General features: G+C 63.7%; 14 protein-coding genes and 1 riboswitch. Of the genes, 13 read left to right on the forward strand and 1 reads right to left on the reverse strand.

Annotated elements, in window-relative coordinates; genetic code table 11:
* The 12 genes from ACUTAF_RS20800 to ACUTAF_RS20855 all read left to right on the forward strand — a co-directional run bounded on the left by ACUTAF_RS20800 (window position 1) and on the right by ACUTAF_RS20855 (window position 12,873).
* Window positions 1-1,221: a type II secretion system F family protein gene (locus tag ACUTAF_RS20800; protein ID WP_445581742.1), complete on the forward strand. Its 1,221-nt coding sequence runs from the start codon at window positions 1-3 to the stop codon at window positions 1,219-1,221.
* Window positions 1,222-1,234: 13 nt separating this feature from the next.
* Window positions 1,235-1,663 (forward strand): type II secretion system major pseudopilin GspG, encoded by a 429-nt coding sequence (gene gspG / locus ACUTAF_RS20805; protein ID WP_445581743.1) that lies wholly within the window; start codon window positions 1,235-1,237, stop codon window positions 1,661-1,663.
* A complete protein-coding gene (locus tag ACUTAF_RS20810; protein WP_445581744.1) occupies window positions 1,644-2,189 on the forward strand; it encodes a GspH/FimT family pseudopilin in 546 nt (181 codons plus the stop codon). Before gspG ends, ACUTAF_RS20810 begins: the two co-directional genes overlap by 20 nt.
* Window positions 2,173-2,574, forward strand: a complete 402-nt coding sequence (locus ACUTAF_RS20815; RefSeq protein ID WP_445581745.1) for a type IV pilus modification PilV family protein — start codon at window positions 2,173-2,175, stop codon at window positions 2,572-2,574. Before ACUTAF_RS20810 ends, ACUTAF_RS20815 begins: the two co-directional genes overlap by 17 nt.
* Window positions 2,571-3,236 carry a prepilin-type N-terminal cleavage/methylation domain-containing protein gene (locus ACUTAF_RS20820; protein WP_445581746.1) on the forward strand — a complete coding sequence of 222 codons (666 nt, stop codon included), beginning with the start codon at window positions 2,571-2,573 and terminating at the stop codon, window positions 3,234-3,236. The genes ACUTAF_RS20815 and ACUTAF_RS20820 overlap by 4 nt, the downstream gene beginning before the upstream one ends.
* Window positions 3,214-4,113, forward strand: coding sequence for a type II secretion system minor pseudopilin (locus tag ACUTAF_RS20825; protein ID WP_445581747.1), 900 nt, complete (start codon window positions 3,214-3,216; stop codon window positions 4,111-4,113). The genes ACUTAF_RS20820 and ACUTAF_RS20825 overlap by 23 nt, the downstream gene beginning before the upstream one ends.
* Before the next feature lie 184 nt (window positions 4,114-4,297).
* On the forward strand, window positions 4,298-5,407 hold the full coding sequence (locus ACUTAF_RS20830; RefSeq protein ID WP_445581748.1) for a PilN domain-containing protein: 1,110 nt from the start codon (window positions 4,298-4,300) through the stop codon (window positions 5,405-5,407).
* A complete protein-coding gene (gene gspM / locus ACUTAF_RS20835; RefSeq protein ID WP_445581749.1) occupies window positions 5,404-5,997 on the forward strand; it encodes a type II secretion system protein GspM in 594 nt (197 codons plus the stop codon). The genes ACUTAF_RS20830 and gspM overlap by 4 nt, the downstream gene beginning before the upstream one ends.
* Window positions 5,994-6,683 (forward strand): hypothetical protein, encoded by a 690-nt coding sequence (locus tag ACUTAF_RS20840; RefSeq protein WP_445581750.1) that lies wholly within the window; start codon window positions 5,994-5,996, stop codon window positions 6,681-6,683. Before gspM ends, ACUTAF_RS20840 begins: the two co-directional genes overlap by 4 nt.
* Before the next feature lie 12 nt (window positions 6,684-6,695).
* Entirely contained in the window at window positions 6,696-8,891 is a 2,196-nt protein-coding gene (gspD, locus tag ACUTAF_RS20845; protein ID WP_445581751.1) for a type II secretion system secretin GspD, read from the forward strand.
* A gap of 810 nt (window positions 8,892-9,701) precedes the next feature.
* Complete coding sequence (locus tag ACUTAF_RS20850; protein ID WP_445581752.1) at window positions 9,702-11,723, forward strand: prealbumin-like fold domain-containing protein; 2,022 nt, start codon at window positions 9,702-9,704, stop codon at window positions 11,721-11,723.
* Between the two features lie 298 nt (window positions 11,724-12,021).
* Window positions 12,022-12,873: a DsbA family protein gene (locus ACUTAF_RS20855; protein WP_445581753.1), complete on the forward strand. Its 852-nt coding sequence runs from the start codon at window positions 12,022-12,024 to the stop codon at window positions 12,871-12,873.
* Between the two features lie 45 nt (window positions 12,874-12,918).
* On the opposite strand, the gene ACUTAF_RS20860 is transcribed toward ACUTAF_RS20855, so the two are convergent.
* Complete coding sequence (locus ACUTAF_RS20860; protein WP_445581754.1) at window positions 12,919-15,510, reverse strand: Ig-like domain-containing protein; 2,592 nt, start codon at window positions 15,508-15,510, stop codon at window positions 12,919-12,921.
* Between the two features lie 69 nt (window positions 15,511-15,579).
* Window positions 15,580-15,654, reverse strand: a riboswitch (cyclic di-GMP riboswitch).
* A gap of 921 nt (window positions 15,655-16,575) precedes the next feature.
* On the opposite strand from ACUTAF_RS20860, the gene ACUTAF_RS20865 reads away from it, so the two are divergent.
* Entirely contained in the window at window positions 16,576-18,027 is a 1,452-nt protein-coding gene (locus tag ACUTAF_RS20865) for a hypothetical protein (protein WP_445581755.1), read from the forward strand.
* Window positions 18,028-18,073: the final 46 nt, after the last annotated feature.

An 18,073-nucleotide genomic window follows, 5' to 3' on the forward strand; every position in this document is an offset into this window, starting at 1 on the left:
ATGCCGTTGTTCCACTACCGCGCGGTGAGCGACAACGGCGAGATCCAGCAGGGCCAGCTGGAGGTCGCCGACGAGCAGGCGGTGCTCGAGCAGTTGCGCGCCCGCGGCCTGATCCCACTCGAGATCGGCACCCGGCGCGGCTGGCAGAGCTGGCTGCAGTTCGACCTCAATGACCTGCTGCGGCAGTCGCGCAGCAAGAAGCTGGTGATCCTGTTCACCCAGCATCTGGCCTCGCTGCTGCAGTCCGGCGTGCCGCTGGATCGCTCGCTGGAAATCATGCTGCGGGTCAGCGTCGATCCGATGGCGCAGCAGCTGATCACGCCGATCCAGGAAGGGGTGCGCCGCGGCATCAGCCTGTCGCGCGTGCTCGGCGAGCGCCCGGAGCTGTTTTCCGGCTTCTACATCAGTATGGTGCAGGCCTCGGAAGTGGCCGGCGACCTGGCCGAGGGCCTGGCCAACCTGGCCTATTACCTGGAGCGCAGCAAGTCCCTGCGCGACCGCCTGGTGTCGGCGCTGATCTACCCGATCATCCTGCTGGGGGTGTCGGTCACCTCGCTGCTGGTGATCCTCACCTACGTGATTCCGCAGTTCCGCCAGCTGTTCGACGACATGGGCGCGGCGCTGCCGCTGTCGACCCAGATCGTCATAGGCGCGGCCGAAGTGCTGCGCAGCACGGCCGGCTGGCTGCTGCTGCTGATGCTGCTGGCGGTCTGGCTGTGGCGCCAGTTGCTCAAGCAGCCGGCCTATCGCCTGCAGTGGGACCGCCTGATGTTGCGCCTGCCGCTGCTCGGGCCGCTGCGCCAGCGCATCGAGACCGCGCGCTTCGCCCGCAGCATGGGCACCCTGCTGACCGGCGGGGTGGCCCTGCTGCAGGCACTGAATATCGCCCGCCAGACCTTGAGCAATCAACTGATGATGGAGCAGGTCGGCGTCGCCACCGAGAGCCTCAAGCAAGGCCGCCAGCTGGCGGCACCGCTGCTCGCCGCCGGGGTGTTTCCGGTGCTCGCCCTGCAGATGATCCAGGTCGGCGAGGAGACCGGCCACCTCGACGAGATGCTGCTGAAGGTGGCGGACACCTACGACCGCGAGGTCGAGGTGTCCATCCAGCGGCTGCTGGCGGTGCTGGAACCACTGCTGATCGTCGGCCTGGGTCTGTTGATCGCCGGCATCATCCTCTCGGTGCTGGTGGCCATCATGAGCATTACCGAAATACCCCTATGACTGGGAGACAGATATGAACTACTCGCATCGCCGCCGCCCGGCCGGCTTCACCCTACTGGAAATCCTCGTGGTGCTGGTGATCCTCGGGCTGATGGCCAGCCTGGTCGGGCCGCAGGTGTTCAAGCAACTGAGCGGCTCGAAGACCAAGGCTGCCGCGTTGCAAATCCAGGAGCTGAGTTCGGCCCTGGATCTCTATCGCCTGGAACTGGGCCGCTACCCCAGCAGCGACCAGGGCTTACAGGCGCTGATCGAGAAGCCGCGCAACGTCGACAACTGGAACGGGCCCTACCTGAAGAAGAACGTGATCCGCAAGGATCCCTGGGGCAACGAGTTCCAGTACCGCGCGCCGGGACAGTACGGCGACTTCGACCTGTGGAGCCTGGGCGCCGACAACCGCGAGGGGGGCGAAGGGGAAGACCGCGATGTGCGCAGTTGGGAATAGCGGGGGACGTGGCTTCACCCTGCTGGAACTGCTGGTGGTGCTGGTGATCGCCAGCCTGGCAATCAGCCTGGTCGGCCCGGCCTTCCAGCGTCTTCTGCCGGGCCTCAGCCTGGAGGCCGAGAGCCGCAAGCTGGCAGCGCTGCTGCGCCACGCGCGCAGCCAGGCGATCCTCAGCGGCGCCCCAGTGGCGATCAGCCAGGATGCCGAGACCGGCGGTCTGTTGCTCAGCTACCGTGAACAACCCTATGTGCTGCCCGAGGGCTTCAGCCTGACGCTGGCGACCGGGCCGGGCAAAGCCGAGGGCGAGGCGGGTCTGGACCTGGGCGTGACGCAGATCCTCTTCTACCCGCGCGGCGACTCCTCCGGCGGCAGCCTCAGCCTGGCGCTGGACGACGGCCGCAGTGAGGCGGTCAGCGTCGACTGGCTGAGCGGACGGGTACAGCGTGGCCTGCTGGAGGAAGAACAGCCGCAGCTGGAGCATGACGAGGAGCAGCCGCAGGAGGACGATCGTGAGGCACAACGCTAGGTCGCGCGGCTTCACCCTGCTCGAAGTGCTGGTGGCCTTCCTCGTCCTCAGCCTGAGCATGAGCGTGCTGATGCGGATCGTCTCGCAGTCGTTGAACGCCATGGGAACCGCCGACCGCCATCAGGTCGCCCTGCAGCTGGCGGAGTCAAAGCTGGCGGAGGTGCTGGTCCACCTCGACGGCAACAGCCGCGGCAAGAATCAGGGGCGCCTAGATCGGGACTACCGCTGGGAAAGCGAGGTCGAGCCCTACGAATTCGACAACCAGAAGCCCGGCGAGCGCTACAGCGTCACGCCCCTGCTGATCCGCGTTTCGGTCAGCTGGGGCAGTCGCCCGGCCGAACGGGTCAGCCTGAGCACCATCCGCCTGCTGCGGGAGGCGCCATGACGCAGGTGCCGCGCGGCTTCACCCTAGTCGAGCTGCTGGTGGCGCTGACCCTCGCCAGCCTAGTGGCGATGCTGGCCTATGGCGGTCTGCATGTCGCCCTGCGCAGCTGGAGCGGCACCGAACTGCGCCAGCAGGAAATGGAGCGCAGCTATCTGACCCAGTCCCTGCTGCGACGACTGCTGGAGAGCCCGCAGGACTTCTCGGTGCGCGACGACGAGGGTGTGCAGCAGGTGGCGTTCTTCGGCGACGAACAGCAGGTCGTCTTCGTCGCCCATCTGCCGGCGCTGGACGACAGCAAGCAGCTGTACTGGGTGCAATTGCTGCAAGACAAACAGATCACCCCCAAGGGCCTGGCCTGGCAGCTGGAGCTGCGCTACATGCCCTTCGTCGAGATGGAAGAGCTCAACTGGTCGCTGCTGATCGAAGCCCTGGCCAGTGAGGGCGGGCGCAAGCTGCTGGTCGAGGGCCTGCCAAGGGCCTGGCGTTTCGCCTACCTGGAGCGGCGCGACGACGGCGAGCCGGACTGGCAGAGCCAATGGCAGCAGCAGCCGGGTCTGCCGGTGCTACTGCGCCTGACCCCGCCGCGGCGGAGCGAGAGCGGGCTGGCGGAATTGCTGGTGGCGCCGAGGGACATGGCCTATGCCATCTTCAGAAGCCGTTGAGGCGTGCCTGCGCGGGCGTGGCGTGGCGCTGGTCGGCGTGCTCTGGCTGCTGGTGCTGCTGTCGTTGATCGCCGTCAACCTGGCGAGCGGCAGCCGTACCGAACTGCAACTGGCGAGCAACGCGCGCCTGGCAGCCAGCGCCCGGCACGTGGCCGAGGCCGGGGTCAACTGGGGCATATGGAGCCTGCTGCAGGCCGACACCGCCGGCTGGCTGGCCGATGGCAGCGTGCGCAGCCTGGAGCTGGATGACATCAGCGTCGAGGTGGCGCTGTTCGATGAGCAGGGCAAGATCGACCTAAACGCGGCCGAGCCGCTGTTGCTAGTGGGGCTGTTCGAATCGGTGGGGCTAAGCGAGCGGGAGGCGCAGGCCCAGGCCGACGCCATTCTCGACTGGCGCGACGAGGACGACCTGATTCGCCCGGCGGGCGCCGAAGAGGAGCAATACCGCGTGGCCGGCCTGCTCGGGCCGGCCAACCAACCGTTCGAGAAGCTGGAGGAACTGCGCCAGGTGCTGGGCATGAGCGAGGCGCTCTACCAGCAGGTGCTGCCGGCGCTGACCCTGCACTCGAACAAGGCCGAGGTCAACCCCATGGTGGCGCCGCGCGAGGTGCTGCTGGCGCTGCCGGGGATCCGCCCGGAGAGCATCGACGGCTATATCGAGGAGCGTCGGCGCAAGTACGCCGTGGGCGAGCGGCCGCCATTGTTGACCGGAGTGGATCCGCGCCTGTTGGCGCCCAATGCGCCGGGCGTCAACTACTCTATCGTTACGGATACAACTGTGGGGACGAGTGTAAAGGCTCGGCAACAGCTGCTGGTGCGACGGCGTGGTCTGGGCCGGACACAGGGCATCCAGGTGCTGGAGAACAGCCTCCAGTAGCGAGGTGTCGTTGCCGCTGCCGCGTCCTTTAACGTGGAAGTCGCGTAGCGACGACTTTCTGATGCCCTTCTCCCTCCGGGAGAAGGTGGCGCGCAGCGCCGGATGAGGGAAGCGGGCATGCCGCGCGAGGCTTCCAGCAACTGGGGTGCCACTTGCGGCATGCCCGTTAACGAAGGGACAGCCAATGAACGACCGTTTGCAACTGGCGACCGATTCCCTGATCGCCCTGGCACAGCGCTTCTGGCAGTGGTGGAGCCAGGAGCTGCTCGGCCTGGTTCCGGAACGCTGGCGCGAGCGCCTGCGGCGGCGCGGCAAGCTGTTGTTCATCGTCCTGCACGAGGGCCAGTGCAGCCTCGCTTTCGGCAGCTTCGGCCAGCGCGAGCCGCTGGTCAGCGGTGCCCTGGGCAGCGAGGGCGAGTTGCCGCCGGCGGTGCTCGAGGTGCTGCTCGAGCGCCTGGGCAAGGCGGCCAAGGTGGTCCTGCTGCTGCCGTCACGGCAGGTCTTGCACAAGGTACTCAGCCTGCCCGCGGCCACCGAGGCCGGGCTGGGTAACGTGCTGCGCTTCGAGATGGACAGGCACACCCCGTTTACCAGCGAGCAGGTGTACTTCGGCTTTCGCATCCTCGAGCGCGACCGCCGCCACCAACGCCTGCAGGTGGAACTGCAAGTAGTGCTGCGCGACTACCTCGACGAGCTGCTGCAGCGCCTCGACGGCCTGGGTGTGCACCCCTCGCTGGTCACCCTGGACGAAGGCGCGGGGCACGCCGGCGGCCAGCCGATCAACCTGCTGCCAGGCGGCCTGCTGCGCAGCCGCGGCAGTCGCTGGCGCGGCAACCGCCGGCTGCAGGTCGCGGCGGTGCTGGGGCTGGTGGTGCTGGCGGCGTTGCCGCTGCTGCAACAGCAGCGGCGCGCCGAACGCCTGGCCGCCGAACTGGATGCCCCCAAGGCGGAAGCCGAGCGCGCCGCCGCGGTGCGTGCCGAACTGGAGCAACTGGAGGCGGGGCGCAGCTACCTGCGCGAGCAGCAGGCCCACGCCGGCGAGGTGCTGGGCATTCTCCAGGAGCTGACCAGCCTGTTGCCGGACAGCACCTGGCTCAGCCGTTTCGAATTGACCGGTGAGCGGGTGCGCCTGGAGGGCGAGTCGGCCGAGGCCTCGGCACTGATCGGCCTGCTCGAGCAATCCAAGACCCTGCAGAGCGTCAGCTACGCCTCGCCGATCACCAGCAACCCGCGCACCCAGAAGGATCGCTTCAGCCTGATCGCCGAGCGTCGTCCGCCGCAGGAGGCCCCATGATCCCGCTGCGCCTGCGCCAGTTGCTCGCCGTACTCATCCTGCTGATTCTGGTCAGCCTGCTGCTGTGGCTGGTAATCGGCCCCTTGCTCAGCCGTTTCCAGTCCGATGAGGAGGTCATCGCCGGCCTGCAGCAACGCCTGGAGGTCTACCAGCGCCTGGTCGCCGAGCTGCCCGCCCAGGAGGCGCGCCTGGCCGAACTCAAGCGCAGCGACCCGGTGACCCGCCTGGTCATCGCCGAGCCCCGCCCGGCGCTGGCCAGCGCCGAACTGCAGCAGCAGATCGGCCAGCTGATCGGGACCATCGGCGCCCAGGTGATCAGCACCCAGATCCTCAGCCTGGAACAAGCCGAGTCGCCCTTGCCGGCGGTGGGCATCAAGGTGCACATGCGCGGCGAAACCGAGCAACTGGTGCGCCTACTGTACGAGCTGGCGAACTACGAGCCGCTGTTGCTGGTGGAAAACATCGTGGTGCTGAGCAATCCGCGGGTCGACATGCGGCGCATCCGCCAGGCCGCGGATCTCAAGACCGTGCCGTCGCTGGATGTCACCTTCGACCTGAAGGGCTTCATCGCCAGTGGGGAGGCGCAATGAAAAAGGCGCTGCTGCATCTACTGCGTACGCACTGGCGCCTGGCGCTGCTGGTGCTGATCGTGCTGATCGTGCTGCTCATGCTGCCGGCCGTGGTCGCCGCGCTGAAGGCTGCCGAGGAGGAGCCGCCAGCGGTTGCGCCGGTGCCCGCCGAGGAAAGCGGTGAACCTGCCACCGAACCGTCGGCCACCGAGCCAGCTGCCGAGCCTGCGCCGGCGCCGCCGAGCGAACCAGAACCGTTCGACGAATACCGCGAGATGATCAAGCGCCCGCTGTTCAGTAGCACGCGGCGACCGCCGGTGCTCAGGGACGAGCCACTGGCCAACCTCGACGCCCAGCAGCTGCGCGAGGCCTGGCGCCTGAGCGGTATCGCCATGCACCAAGGGCGCCAGCTGGCCAGCTTCAGCGAACGCCAGGGCGAACAGCGCCTGTTGCTGGAGCAGGGCATGGTGCTGGCGGACGAATGGCGTCTGGAGTTCATCGGCAGCGATTACGTACGGCTCAGTAACGGCGAGAGCGAAGTGCAGATGCCACTGCGCGAGCCGGTGGTCGCCGCGGAGGCGGACGCCGCCGACAAGAAGCAGAAGCAGAATAAACAGAAAAAATCGGACAAGCCGGCGGCGCCCAAAGACAAGACAGCCCCCCCAGCGAGCGCGCCGGCGCCTGCCGAGCCGGCCCAGAAGGGCTAGAGGAGAATGCAGATGAAGATGCTTAGGATAGTGGCTCGCCCATTCCAGCTCTGCAGCTATCTGCTGCTGGCGGCTTGCGCGGCCATTCCGGGAGGCGATCGGGCCACCTTCGACAATCCCTGGGGCAAGAAAGAGGAACCGGCCCAGACGCAACCGCTCAGCAGCGTGCGCCAACCGCGGCCCGAGGGGCAGCCGTTGCCCCACCAGACGGCGGAGCAACCGGCTGCCGCCAAGCCGATGGCCCGCGCGGAGATCTACCGCGGCTCCGGCGGCATGGTCGACCTCGGCGGCATGCCCAGCCAGCCGCTGGACCAGGAAGGCGAGATCACCCTTAACTTCCAGCAGATGGAGGTCGCCGAGGTGGTCAAGATCATCCTCGGCGAGATCCTCGGCCTGAACTATGTGCTCGACCCCAACGTCAGCGGCACGGTCAGCCTGCAGACCAGCCGGCCGCTGACCCGCGATGCCCTGCTGCCGACCCTGGAGGCGCTGTTGCAGGTCAACGGGGCAGTGCTGGTAAGGTCGCAGAACTTCTACGAAGTGGTGCCGGTCGATGCCGCACCTTCGAGCGCCCTGGTGCCCCGACTGAATCCGGTCGAGTTGCGCGGCTACCAGCTGCTGGTCATCCCCTTACGCTACGTCGCGGCCGGCGAGTTGCAGAAGATTCTCGAACCGCTCAAGCCGGTCAAGGGCCTGATGCAGGTCGACGAGACGCGCAACCTGCTGCTGGTAGCCGGCACCGAGGAGGAGCTGAGCAACATCCGCGAGACGGTCCGGGTATTCGATGTCGATCAGTTGCGCGGCATGTCCGTCGGCCTGTTCCGAATGGAGGCGGCGGACGCCCAGGTGGTGCTCAAGGAACTGGAGGCGATCTTCGGTGACTCGGCGGGCGGGCCGCTGGCCGGCATGGTGCGCTTCCTGCCGATCGAGCGGCTCAACGCCTTGTTGGTCATCACCCCCCAAGCCAAGTACCTGGAGGATGCCCGGGCCTGGGTCGAACGCCTGGACCGGGCCGAGGGCGGCCAGGGCGTGAGCATGCACGTCTACCGTGTACAGCACGGCAAGGCCGAGACCATCGCGGACATCCTCACCCAGCTGTTCGAGGGGCGCGACACCAGCCCGGACGACCAGCAGGGCCGCCCGCGCCGCAGCGAGCCGCCCATACTACCGGCCTCGGCGGCGGCGGACGGCGAAACCGAGGTCGAGCTCGGCCGCGAACCGGTGCTGATCGGCCCGGACGGCCTGGGCGCCAGCCTGGACGTGGGCGAGGTCAGCATCATCGCCGACGACGAAACCAATACCCTGCTGGTGATGGCCACCCCCGGCGACTACGAGAAGGTCCTGCAGGCGATCCAACGCCTCGACGTGCTGTCGCTGCAGGTACTGGTGGAAGCCACCATCGTCGAGGTCGCCCTGGAAGACGAGCTGCGCTATGGCCTGCAATGGTTCTTCAAGAGCTCGATCGACGGCAAGAACGTGCGCGGCGTCCTCGGCCGCTTCCCCCTGGTTACCCCGACCGACCTGACCCCCACCGGTTCGCTGGCGGTGTTCGACGCGGCCGGTACCCGCGTGCTGCTCGACCTGCTGGCCCGCGACTCGAAGATCAATGTGGTGTCCTCGCCGAGCCTGATGGTGCTGGACAACCGCGCCGCGACCATTCGCGTCGGCGACCGGGTGCCGATCCGCACCTCGGAAACCACCGACACCGGCGGAGCGGTCACCGACCCCGATACCGGGGTTTCCGCGCTGGTCACCAGCACCATCCAGTACCAGGACACCGGCGTGCTGCTGGAGGTGAAGCCGCGGATCAACGCCGGTGGCATGATCTCCCTGGAGATCACCCAGGAAGTCAACGACGTCAAACCGACCACCACCTCCGGCATCGACTCGCCGACCATCACCCAGCGCCGGATCAACACCAACGTCGCCGTGCAAAGCGGCGAGACCCTGGTGCTCGGCGGGCTGATCCTCGAGAACAACAGCCGCACCAACGAGGGCCTGCCCTACCTGCGCAACATTCCCGGGCTCGGCTGGCTGTTCGGCAGCCAGGGCAAGGCGGTCAGGCGTACCGAGCTGGTGGTGCTGATCACCCCGACGGCGGTGGCGAGCGTCAACGAAGCAAAGGACGTCACCCAGGAATACCGCAACAAGCTCAAGGGTGTGAGCCTGCCGCAGGATGCCTGGCAGAGCCAGGGGCGCCAGTTCTGAGCGAGGCGTACCCATGGCCTGCCCTGGTGATTTGATACACGATTGCGCGACTTACGCCGATCAGTCCCCTCGCCCCTCCGGGGAGAGGGTTAGGGAGAGGGGGGAAGCGTAGGGACAAACGGGGCGCGCAGTCTCGTCGCAGCCTCGTAGGGTGAATCGCCCGATCCGCCCTAGCCTGCCACGCATTGCCTACCGCGCGGGTTGCATCCGCCCTACGTGGTTGAAGCTCCTTACGAAGTGGGTATTCGTCATCGCCCCTGATTGGCGCCTGTCTCGCCGGTTGTACAGCCGCAACCGCCCCTGTAGGCAGCCAAATCCCTGATATCCATGGAGTTCGGCAGCAGGGCCGGGCCGGGTTCGGGGAATGCTGTCAATCTGCCTTAACAAACCCCTCTGCCATTGCCTCTCTTGGCGTGCAATAGCGTCTGGACTTTCTCCCGGCCTGTAATTTAATTATTTATAAATCATGCACTTATAGATATGGCCCGTCACTTGCTTGCTTGTGAGTCGCAGGTTTAGGTGCGGTGTTGCCGTACCTGAAGCTGATGGGGAGCGCCGGAGTGCCATATCCGCAGTCAGCAGTTTGTGTGTTCCCGCCGAAGGTGGTTTCTGCTCTGGTCACTGCATGGTCGAGGGAGGGTCATGCGACGGGCAGCGTACGAGGGTATGAGGACCTGTAGAAACTACCGGATACAGGGAGAGGAGATGAACCACTTGGGATTTCCGTTCAGCTGCCAGAAACGCAGGGCGTGAGGAAGTTCCGATACAGACTGCAGTCACTCAATGCCGCTGCCGTCATGGAGGTGGGTAATGAAATCATTCACGTTTCAGTGTAGGACGCCATTCTTTCGAGTGATGTCCGCTTTGACGTTGAGTCTACCGCTGGTGCTTTTGATGGGGTTATTCTCCGGACAAGCGCAGGCCGTGTGCCCCCTCTCGGGGTTCGAAGATGACGATGGGAATCTGGATTTCGTTGGAACCTGTACTGATGATCCCCCTACTGATTCTGTCCTCGACTGGAATGACTTCGCCGCAGTGCAGTGGGACGAGGGTACGGCCCCCTACCGCATAGCAGACGAAGTGTTTTCGGGCTGGTCGATAACGGCACTCGAGGATGCCCAGGCGACCACCAGCGACACCGCCTTTGCCGGCGGCACCAAGCAGGACGATAATTGCGCGGTACTAAAGGGCGCCAAGGCGCCCAACAAGGATGACCTCAAGCGGGTCTACATCAGCAGCAGCACCGTCGACGGCAATGTCATCCTCAACCTCGGCTGGGTGCGTATTCCGCAGAACACCACCTCGCCGTCGGCCCATATCGGGTTCGAGTTCAACCAGGGTGAAACGCCTTGTCCCGGCAGCAATAGCGACGGCCTGGTCCAACGCACAGTTGGCGACATGCTCATCGTTTATGACTTCGAGGGCGGTGCTACCGATACGCCGACGATCACCCTGCGGCGCTGGGTAGACAGCGGCGCTTGCGAGGTCGGCAGCAACAGCCCGCCGTGCTGGGGGGCTTCGACGAATCTCACCGAACTTGGCTTCGCCGAGGCCAGGGTGAACACCTCTGTGGTCGGCCCAGTCGGTGATGACCTCACTCCACCTCCGTCTCCTGCGACAGCCAGCGTCAGCGAGACGCTGCAGCTCAACGAGTTCGGCGAGGCGGGTATCGACCTGACCGGCGCCGGCGTGTTCGATGCCAACGTCTGCCTCGCTTTCGGCAAAGCCTTCGCTGTGAGCCGGTCGTCCGGTAACTCTGCCCAGGCGCAAATGAAGGACCTGGTGGGCCCGGGCGACGTCAACATCGCGAACTGCGGTGCGGTCATTATCCGTAAAGTGACCGACCCGTCGCCGGACCCTACCGCCACGTCCTTTGCATACACCACGACCGGTGGCCTGGACCCGAGTTCGTTCTCGCTGCAAAACGGTCAAAGCAAAGACTATGGCACTACAGTCTTCGCCGGTGCGTATAGCGTGACCGAGACCGATCCCGACAGCTTGGGCTTTGATTTCATTAGTCTCGACTGCTCGGCATCGTCTACAAGTAACGGCACCACGATCGATACATCGGTTGCACGGACGGTCAGCTTCGACCTCAAGCCGCTTGACACGGTGGACTGCACCTACCTCAACAGGGCGCGGGGCGAGATCGCCGCGACGAAAGTGGTGGTCAATGCCTGTGATGCCGAAGACGGCGGTCTCTTCACCTTGCGCCTCGACGGCGCCGCTGAAGCGACCAATGTAGGCGATGGTGGCGGCTTCGGGCCGCTCGAAGTCACACTGGGTGGCCATACTGTCGGCGAGGTTGCCGGTAGCGGTACGGACTTGGCTAACTACACCGCTACCATCGGTGGTGATTGTGCCAGCGATGGCTCGGTGACCGTCGGGGCGGGCGACAGCAAGTCCTGCACCATCACCAACGTCCGCCGGCCGACCGTCACGATCAACAAGGTGGTGACCGGAGGCAGCTTGGCCACCTTCGACCTGATTATCAACGACGGTAACGATGCCACCGTTGAAAGGGAAACGCAGGGACAGGGCAACGGAGGTACAACTGGTGCGCTCGTGATCACGACGTCGTCCGGATCCGGTGCCGGTACTACCTACGGACCGGTACTCGTGGGCGAAACCGTAGCTAACGGTCCCGGTAACACGACCATCGGCTCGATTGATGGCTTCCAGTCCTTCTGGAGCTGTGACGATACCGGCACCACCACCGAAATCGGTACTAGCGTGGAATTAACGTCGCTGCTGCCGGGTGAGGATGTGACCTGTACCGTGACCAACATTCCGGTTGCTCCGGCGGCCTGTACACCGATTGTACCGGAATAACGGGTCGACTCGACCGAAGTGGTAACAGCAAGGCGGCGGCCGGTTGGGGTCGCCGCCTTTTTTTGTGTCGTGGCGCGAGCCGGTTCGCAAGCCGCACTATGCTTGCCAAACGGGTGTTCATCCTTAACCACCCCTTGTCGTCATCCCCGCGTAGGCGGGGATCCAGCAACCTGCTGATTTATGTGGATTCCCGTTTTCGCGGGAATGACGCCACATCCCAGGTTGATGGATGGAGACTTGCTAGGGTTCGGATGTCCCGAGTTGAAACTGACAGCGCTGGAGCGAGGGAGGACAGGCGATGAACGAGGTCGGTAAGGGAGGCCGGTGCGCGGCTGCCGAGTGGCTTGCGGCCCGAATATTCATATTGATCCTGGCTTGCGCTAGTGGCGTTGCTGCTCAAGCCGAGGCAGCGGACGAGCTTGACGCCATCCGCTCGCAACTACAGGCGCTGCAGGAGGGGCAGGCAGCCGTGCAGCGGGAGCTGAGCGAAATCAAGCGGCTGCTGACGGCTCAGCCAAAGCCCGGTAACGATCAGGTAACGGCCACGCAACCGCCGGCGGAGCCGCCGTTGCCGATGGCGATGAACATTGCCGGATCGCCTTATCTGGGGCGGGAGGATGCGCCGGTCGTATTGATCGAATTCACCGATTATCAATGCCCGTTTTGCCGCCGGCATTTCGAGCAGACCCATCCGCGATTGATAAAGGAATTTGTCGATACCGGAAAACTCAAGATCGTATTGAAGGAGTTTCCGCTACAGAAATTGCATCCATTGGCGCCGAGAGCAGCGATGGCGGCGCAATGCGCCGGCGACCAGCAGCAGTACTGGCCGATGCATGACCTCCTGTTTCAGAACCAGACCGGCGTGAGCATGGCGGACCTGGAGTCCTACGCGACGTCGCTGAAGCTGGATACTCCGCGCTTCCTGAACTGTATGGAGCAGGGGCGCTCTGCGCCACAAATCAGAGCCGATTTCGAGCTGGGGGTTTCCGCCGGGGTCAGGGGCACGCCTTTCTTCTACTTCGGTGCGCTGGATAAAACGACGCCCGATGTCGTGACAGTGGAGCGCTACCTCTACGGTGCCCACCCGTACGAAACCTTTCAGCAGGTCATCGAGGGCTTCATCGCGCAGGACCAAGCGGCCCATTAGCCAAAAGGGGGCTGTCAAGCGAGCCGACAGCCCCCAGACTTTCCGTTATTTTCTCCCTTTACCGTTTACGGTACCGGTGCCCGTATCGCCGCTCTGATCCAGCGAGACGGTCACCATCGCCGTTGCCGTCAACTCGCCGTCGCTGAGGGTGTAACTGAACGAGTCGGTCGACTTGAAGCTCCGGGTCGGTGTATAGGTCAGGGTGCCATCCGCGTTCAGGGTCACGCGTCCCTTGGCGCCCTGCGTCAGGCCTACGATCTGCAGGGCGTCGCCGTCCGGATCACTGTCGTTGGCCAGAACCGCGATCCTGAGTGAGGTTACGGTCGTCAGCAAAGCGCTGTCGTCCCTCGCCACCGGCGTCTGGTTCGTCGTGGACGCGCTGACGTTCACCGCAACGTTGGCGCTGGCGGAAGCTCCCTTGCCATCGGAAATGCTATAGGCAAAGGTTTCCGTTCCGCTGAAGCCGCTGGCCGGCGTGAAGGTCAGGGTGCCATCGCCGTTTATCGTGGCGCTGCCGTTCACGCCGCTCAGCGATACGATCTTGAGACTGTCGCCATCCGGATCCGAATCGTTGTCGAGCACCCTGATGATGATTGGCGTAGCCGCTGACGTTTGTGCAGCGTCATCCTGGGCGACCGGTGCATTGTTTATCGGTTGCGAGTCGATGACGTAGGTGGCGCTGTCCGACATCTGGGTACCATTGCCGGTAACCGTCACCGGAATATCGTAAAAGCCGTCCGGCGCAGCCGCCGACGAGGTCACGATCAGGCTGGTGCTGGTCGTTTCGCCCGGCGACAGCGACAACGACGGGTTGCCGAAGCTATAGCTCCAGCCCGAGGGGATGGTGCTGCTCAGGTTGTAGGGCGTCGTGTTGCAGGACTGGCTGTCGTTGTTCGATACCGTGATGACATATTCGACGGCGCTGCCTGCCGTGACCCAATCGCTTGCCTCGGGTGTAACGCTGATCGTAGGCGCGGTCGCTACGCACTTCTGCTGGCCGAGGCTTACGGTGACATTGGCCCGGGTATCGTCAACCCAGTTGGTCATGACTTCCACCCCTGCCACCGGGTCCTGAAACGCCTTGCCGGCTTCCAGCGCCGGGTCGTTGAAGTCGTAATAGGTGCTGGCGTCGCTTTCGGGGGTCATGTCCAGCAGGCGGCTGCTGTCCCAGAGCGACAGATTGCCGCGATTGATCACAACGCCATTGGTGACGTTGTCGGCATTCACCAGGGTACCGCCCTTGGCGATAAAGCTGTCGAAGCCAACAGGTTTGCGAAACTCGATGTAATACCAGGACTCCTGCCCGGTCGCCGCATCGGTGCCCTGCAGTACCTTTAATGCCTTGATACCGCTGCCATTACCCGCATAGGGCTCGACGTTATAGCTGCCAGCGCCGCTGATGGTCAGCAGCCCATCGTCAAGCCAGCCCAGCCGTTCTTTCTGGAAGGCATTGAAATGGCCGGTATGGGGGCTGCCCATGATATCGAGGCGATTGGCATAACCGACGTTGTAGCAACTGCCTTCGATCACGTTATCGCCACACTCCAGCCCCATCGAATGACCCAGGCCAAGATTGTGCCCGAGTTCGTGTCCCGCGAGGTAGGGGGTCGCGGCGCCATTCAGCCAGGCCCAGGAACTGGAACCGCCGACAGTACCGAGGCCTGTCCAGCCACAGGCGTTCTTCGGGAAGGCATACACCAGCCGACGATAGGCCGAAGTGTCGATGCCGGTAGCCTTAGCGGCCTCGTTCGCCGCCGTCGCCAGAGCCCACTGATCGCAGCTGGTGCTGCTGACCGGCAGGGTAAACCAGCCGGCCACTTCACCGCTCAACCAAGTGCGGTTACCGGAGTTTTCAAGGTAGAAGTCGTTGGCAGTGCCGAAAACCACAGTTCGAACCTGTTCCTTGGTCCAGGGCTGCTCGGCCTTGTCCTGGAAATTGACCAGCAGGACCAGGGTCTTCTGCTCGCCAAAGGTATAGGCGCCTGCCGGCGGAGGGGTACCAGCGGCGCTTTCCTGGGTACAGCATTGCGCCAGGGCGATGTCTCCTTCGTTAGCCACCAGGGCACCGTCCGAGTCACCATCCGCTTGGGCCAGCAAGACGCCGGCTACCGACAGGGATTCACCATTGTTGAAGTCCGCTCCCGCCCCAGCGATGTTCAGCTCGAAGCGTTCGCCGAAAGGCGTGCGCACAAAGCGACGCAGCCGATGGGAACCGTCTTCATAATCTTCATAAAAGACTTCCGACTCGCCAGCAATCTCGACCTGTTGCTCCAGAAACTTGACGACTTCGGCAGGCATGGTTAGCTGCCGCCGTTCGGGGATCGCCACTCTCAGCACTTCGGCCGGGTGACTTTGTATCAGCTCGCCGAGCAATTGCCGGCGCTGCTCGGCTTTTTCCAGCAGTCGCTGGCGCAGTTGCGCACGCTCGTTGACCGGAGCCTTTAACCAGCGCTTGTGCAGGCTGAGCAGCTCCAGGGTGCGGGCGCTGGCGGACTCTCGTGCCATCTGAGCAGTGATGGCGCCGGAGGGCTGTGAATGAGTGTGGGCGTCGCTGGTTTCAGCGAGCAGCACGGGGGAGCCGAGGCTACAGAAAGCGGCCAGGGCCAGGGGCAGGGCGAAACGGTACGGGCGAAGCATGAGAGTTCTCTCGCTTGGATAACAGCGAAAGTCCTCTTCACGGCACTTCCGTGCGTGATGACGCCCTCCTTCGGCAGTTCGGCGATCCACGAGGGACCCGTAACTTTGCGTCGCCAGGTTGCCCTGGTTATGCCTTTCTCGGGAGAGGAGCTTTCAGCGTTGGGGATGCAAACCGGGCGGTACTGTTTTCCCGTCCAGACTATTTCAAAAGTGATCAGCCACTGTTTGGTTTCTGATCACCTGTAAAGGCGGCGGGACTTTAGCACGGTGGCTGTACGCTTTTTATACAGATCAGTCATAAGAAAAATGTGCCGCTGTGTGTCGACCGCAATAGCCGCCCGCAAGCCCCGTTCTAGGGCTTTCCGGCTCTAGGTTGCGGGTTGCGGCGAGAGCGGGCGAAGCGACCAGCGGTTGTCCAACGCCTGGCAACCAGGCTGCGTTGCAAGCGCGTAACAAACTGGGCGAAACGCCATGATTGGCTGCCGCCCACCAAATCATGCTGCTCGCACTTGATCGGATGGCCTTTTCCGAAGGGCTCGACAGCGCACTAGCCAATCGGGGAGCTGTGCCAAGGTCCCGGCCGGGCAAGGCGCCGGAGCAACCGAGGACCTGGCTTCGCTCAATGTTGCCTCCGGTTAACAAGCTCTTCCCCTGAATATTCCTTTTAGTTTCAATAACTTGGCCAAAATGGTGAGTTTCCTGTGCCGGCAGCTTTACAGGGCAGCTCGTGGAAGATCTCGGAAACTTAATAAAAATTCTTTTATTTCAATTAGTTAGCTAGCTGGCATGGATCATGTAACCGATAAGGTGCCAAAACCACTCGGCTTTGGCGTTGCCCTCGCGGCAATCCTGCCCGGTGCTTAGAGAGGTGGGAGGTCCGGCCACGGCCGGTTCGTGCACTGGACAAACGCTATTGCACTCGTTGCGCAGCACTGAGGGAGCGGGTGTACGGCTTGCTGCGGGCTCAGGTAGTCGAGTTCGCCATAAGTGGCGGTTCCCAGTATTGAGGCCGGGCAAGTTGTCGCCGACCGCAAAAGGCTATGCACGACGGAGGAGACCAGCGTCATGGGAGCCTCCAACACAACCGATGAAGTGGAGGAACACCATATGAGATCTTTCACGCATTTCTACTGGCGCAGGTGTATCCGGCTGCTGCTGGTTATGCTGCTGGCACTCGCCCAACCCCTGGCATTCGCCACCCACGTAAATCCGACGTTCGAGGCGGGTAACCCGACCTGCTCGGGGCTGGGCTATGGCGCTTTCGAACTGAAGTTCGACAACCCGGCGGATGGCAGCCTAACGTCGCAGGGCGTCACCATCACGATCGATGTCAGGACCACCGGCGCCGGGCCGGTGTTTGACTGGGAGGCATCCGGCGGTGTCGTCAATGCGGTTGTCGCCAAGGGCGGCCCGAACGCCAATCTGTACGTCTACAACCCCGGCGCCACCTCCGACACCGGCCTGCACTCGCCGGTCAACCCGAGCAATGGCAAGTACTATGGCCTGAGCCATATCTCCTTCTGCTTCACCCCGGGAGAGCCGAGCATCGACGTGACCAAGGCCTGTACCGAACAGACCGTTAACGGCAACGTCCTCACCACCAAGAACACGGTGACCCTGCTCAACGATGGCAATTTGCTGCTGAACAATATCCAGATCAGGGAGGATACCAGTGGCCCGAGCTGCTCGCTGACCAAGGTCGGTGGATCGGCCGTGAATGTTCCATTGACAGTGGGTGACTACGTGACCGTGCCCAATGGCGGTACCTTCACCGGTAGTCTGGCGATCGGGGCGTCGGTAGAGCTGGAAGTGATTTGCACCAGCGCAGCCAACTCCGCAGACGATCTCAATGTTGCCAATACCATTACTGGCAAGGGCAGCAGCAGCAATGGCGATGATGATGACTCTTCCACCAGCGATCCGGCGGTTCAATGTCCGTTCTCGCCGAGACCGGCTGTCTCGATCGACAAGGATTGCCCGGATGACCGCGATGTCCGCCTGATGGCCATGGATGGGGTGTTGGTCGCCCAGGTTTGCCCGACCATCATCGTCACCAATACAAGCCTCACCGATCCGCTGAAAACTGCATTCGTTACCGATGCCCAGATCCCTGCGCTGGCCGGAATTGGTGTGGACGCTATCGCGGAGGCCGGGCTCACCCAGTTGAATCCGGGGGCATCGATCAACCTGGGTGACTTTGTGGATCTGTGCTACTTGCCGAGTGCGCCGGAAGTTTCCGCATTCGACGACAACGGCACGCCGGACGATCCGACCGACGACAAATACCAGCCGTCCTATGCCGGCTTCCTGAATGAGGCCACGGTGGATGCCACCGGTCTGTTCGGCGGCGTAGACCCCACAGACTCCGACGATACTGCCCTCAGGGGTGCCGGCGGCGAGATCCTGTACCTGCTGGATGAGAATGGCGAGCGGGTGCCGGGTCCGAACGGTGAGGACATTCCGCTGAGCGAATGCCCACTGTGCGCGCCGTGCCCTGAATGTATTGGGCAGAATTGAAGCCTGCAGTGAACGAGAGGTAACCTAGAAACGGAAAGGGGCGGTA

It is taken from the genome of Pseudomonas sp. SP16.1 (assembly GCF_052682975.1).

Coding starts and splice junctions, on each gene's coding strand:
- ACUTAF_RS20800 (WP_445581742.1), top strand. CDS start 1: ATGCCGTTGTTCCACTACCGCGCGGTGAGCGACAACGGCGAGATCCAG.
- gspG (WP_445581743.1), top strand. CDS start 1,235: ATGAACTACTCGCATCGCCGCCGCCCGGCCGGCTTCACCCTACTGGAA.
- ACUTAF_RS20810 (WP_445581744.1), top strand. CDS start 1,644: ATGTGCGCAGTTGGGAATAGCGGGGGACGTGGCTTCACCCTGCTGGAA.
- ACUTAF_RS20820 (WP_445581746.1), top strand. CDS start 2,571: ATGACGCAGGTGCCGCGCGGCTTCACCCTAGTCGAGCTGCTGGTGGCG.
- ACUTAF_RS20825 (WP_445581747.1), top strand. CDS start 3,214: ATGCCATCTTCAGAAGCCGTTGAGGCGTGCCTGCGCGGGCGTGGCGTG.
- ACUTAF_RS20830 (WP_445581748.1), top strand. CDS start 4,298: ATGAACGACCGTTTGCAACTGGCGACCGATTCCCTGATCGCCCTGGCA.
- gspM (WP_445581749.1), top strand. CDS start 5,404: ATGATCCCGCTGCGCCTGCGCCAGTTGCTCGCCGTACTCATCCTGCTG.
- ACUTAF_RS20840 (WP_445581750.1), top strand. CDS start 5,994: ATGAAAAAGGCGCTGCTGCATCTACTGCGTACGCACTGGCGCCTGGCG.
- gspD (WP_445581751.1), top strand. CDS start 6,696: ATGAAGATGCTTAGGATAGTGGCTCGCCCATTCCAGCTCTGCAGCTAT.
- ACUTAF_RS20850 (WP_445581752.1), top strand. CDS start 9,702: ATGAAATCATTCACGTTTCAGTGTAGGACGCCATTCTTTCGAGTGATG.
- ACUTAF_RS20855 (WP_445581753.1), top strand. CDS start 12,022: ATGAACGAGGTCGGTAAGGGAGGCCGGTGCGCGGCTGCCGAGTGGCTT.
- ACUTAF_RS20860 (WP_445581754.1), bottom strand. CDS start 15,510: ATGCTTCGCCCGTACCGTTTCGCCCTGCCCCTGGCCCTGGCCGCTTTC.
- ACUTAF_RS20865 (WP_445581755.1), top strand. CDS start 16,576: ATGGGAGCCTCCAACACAACCGATGAAGTGGAGGAACACCATATGAGA.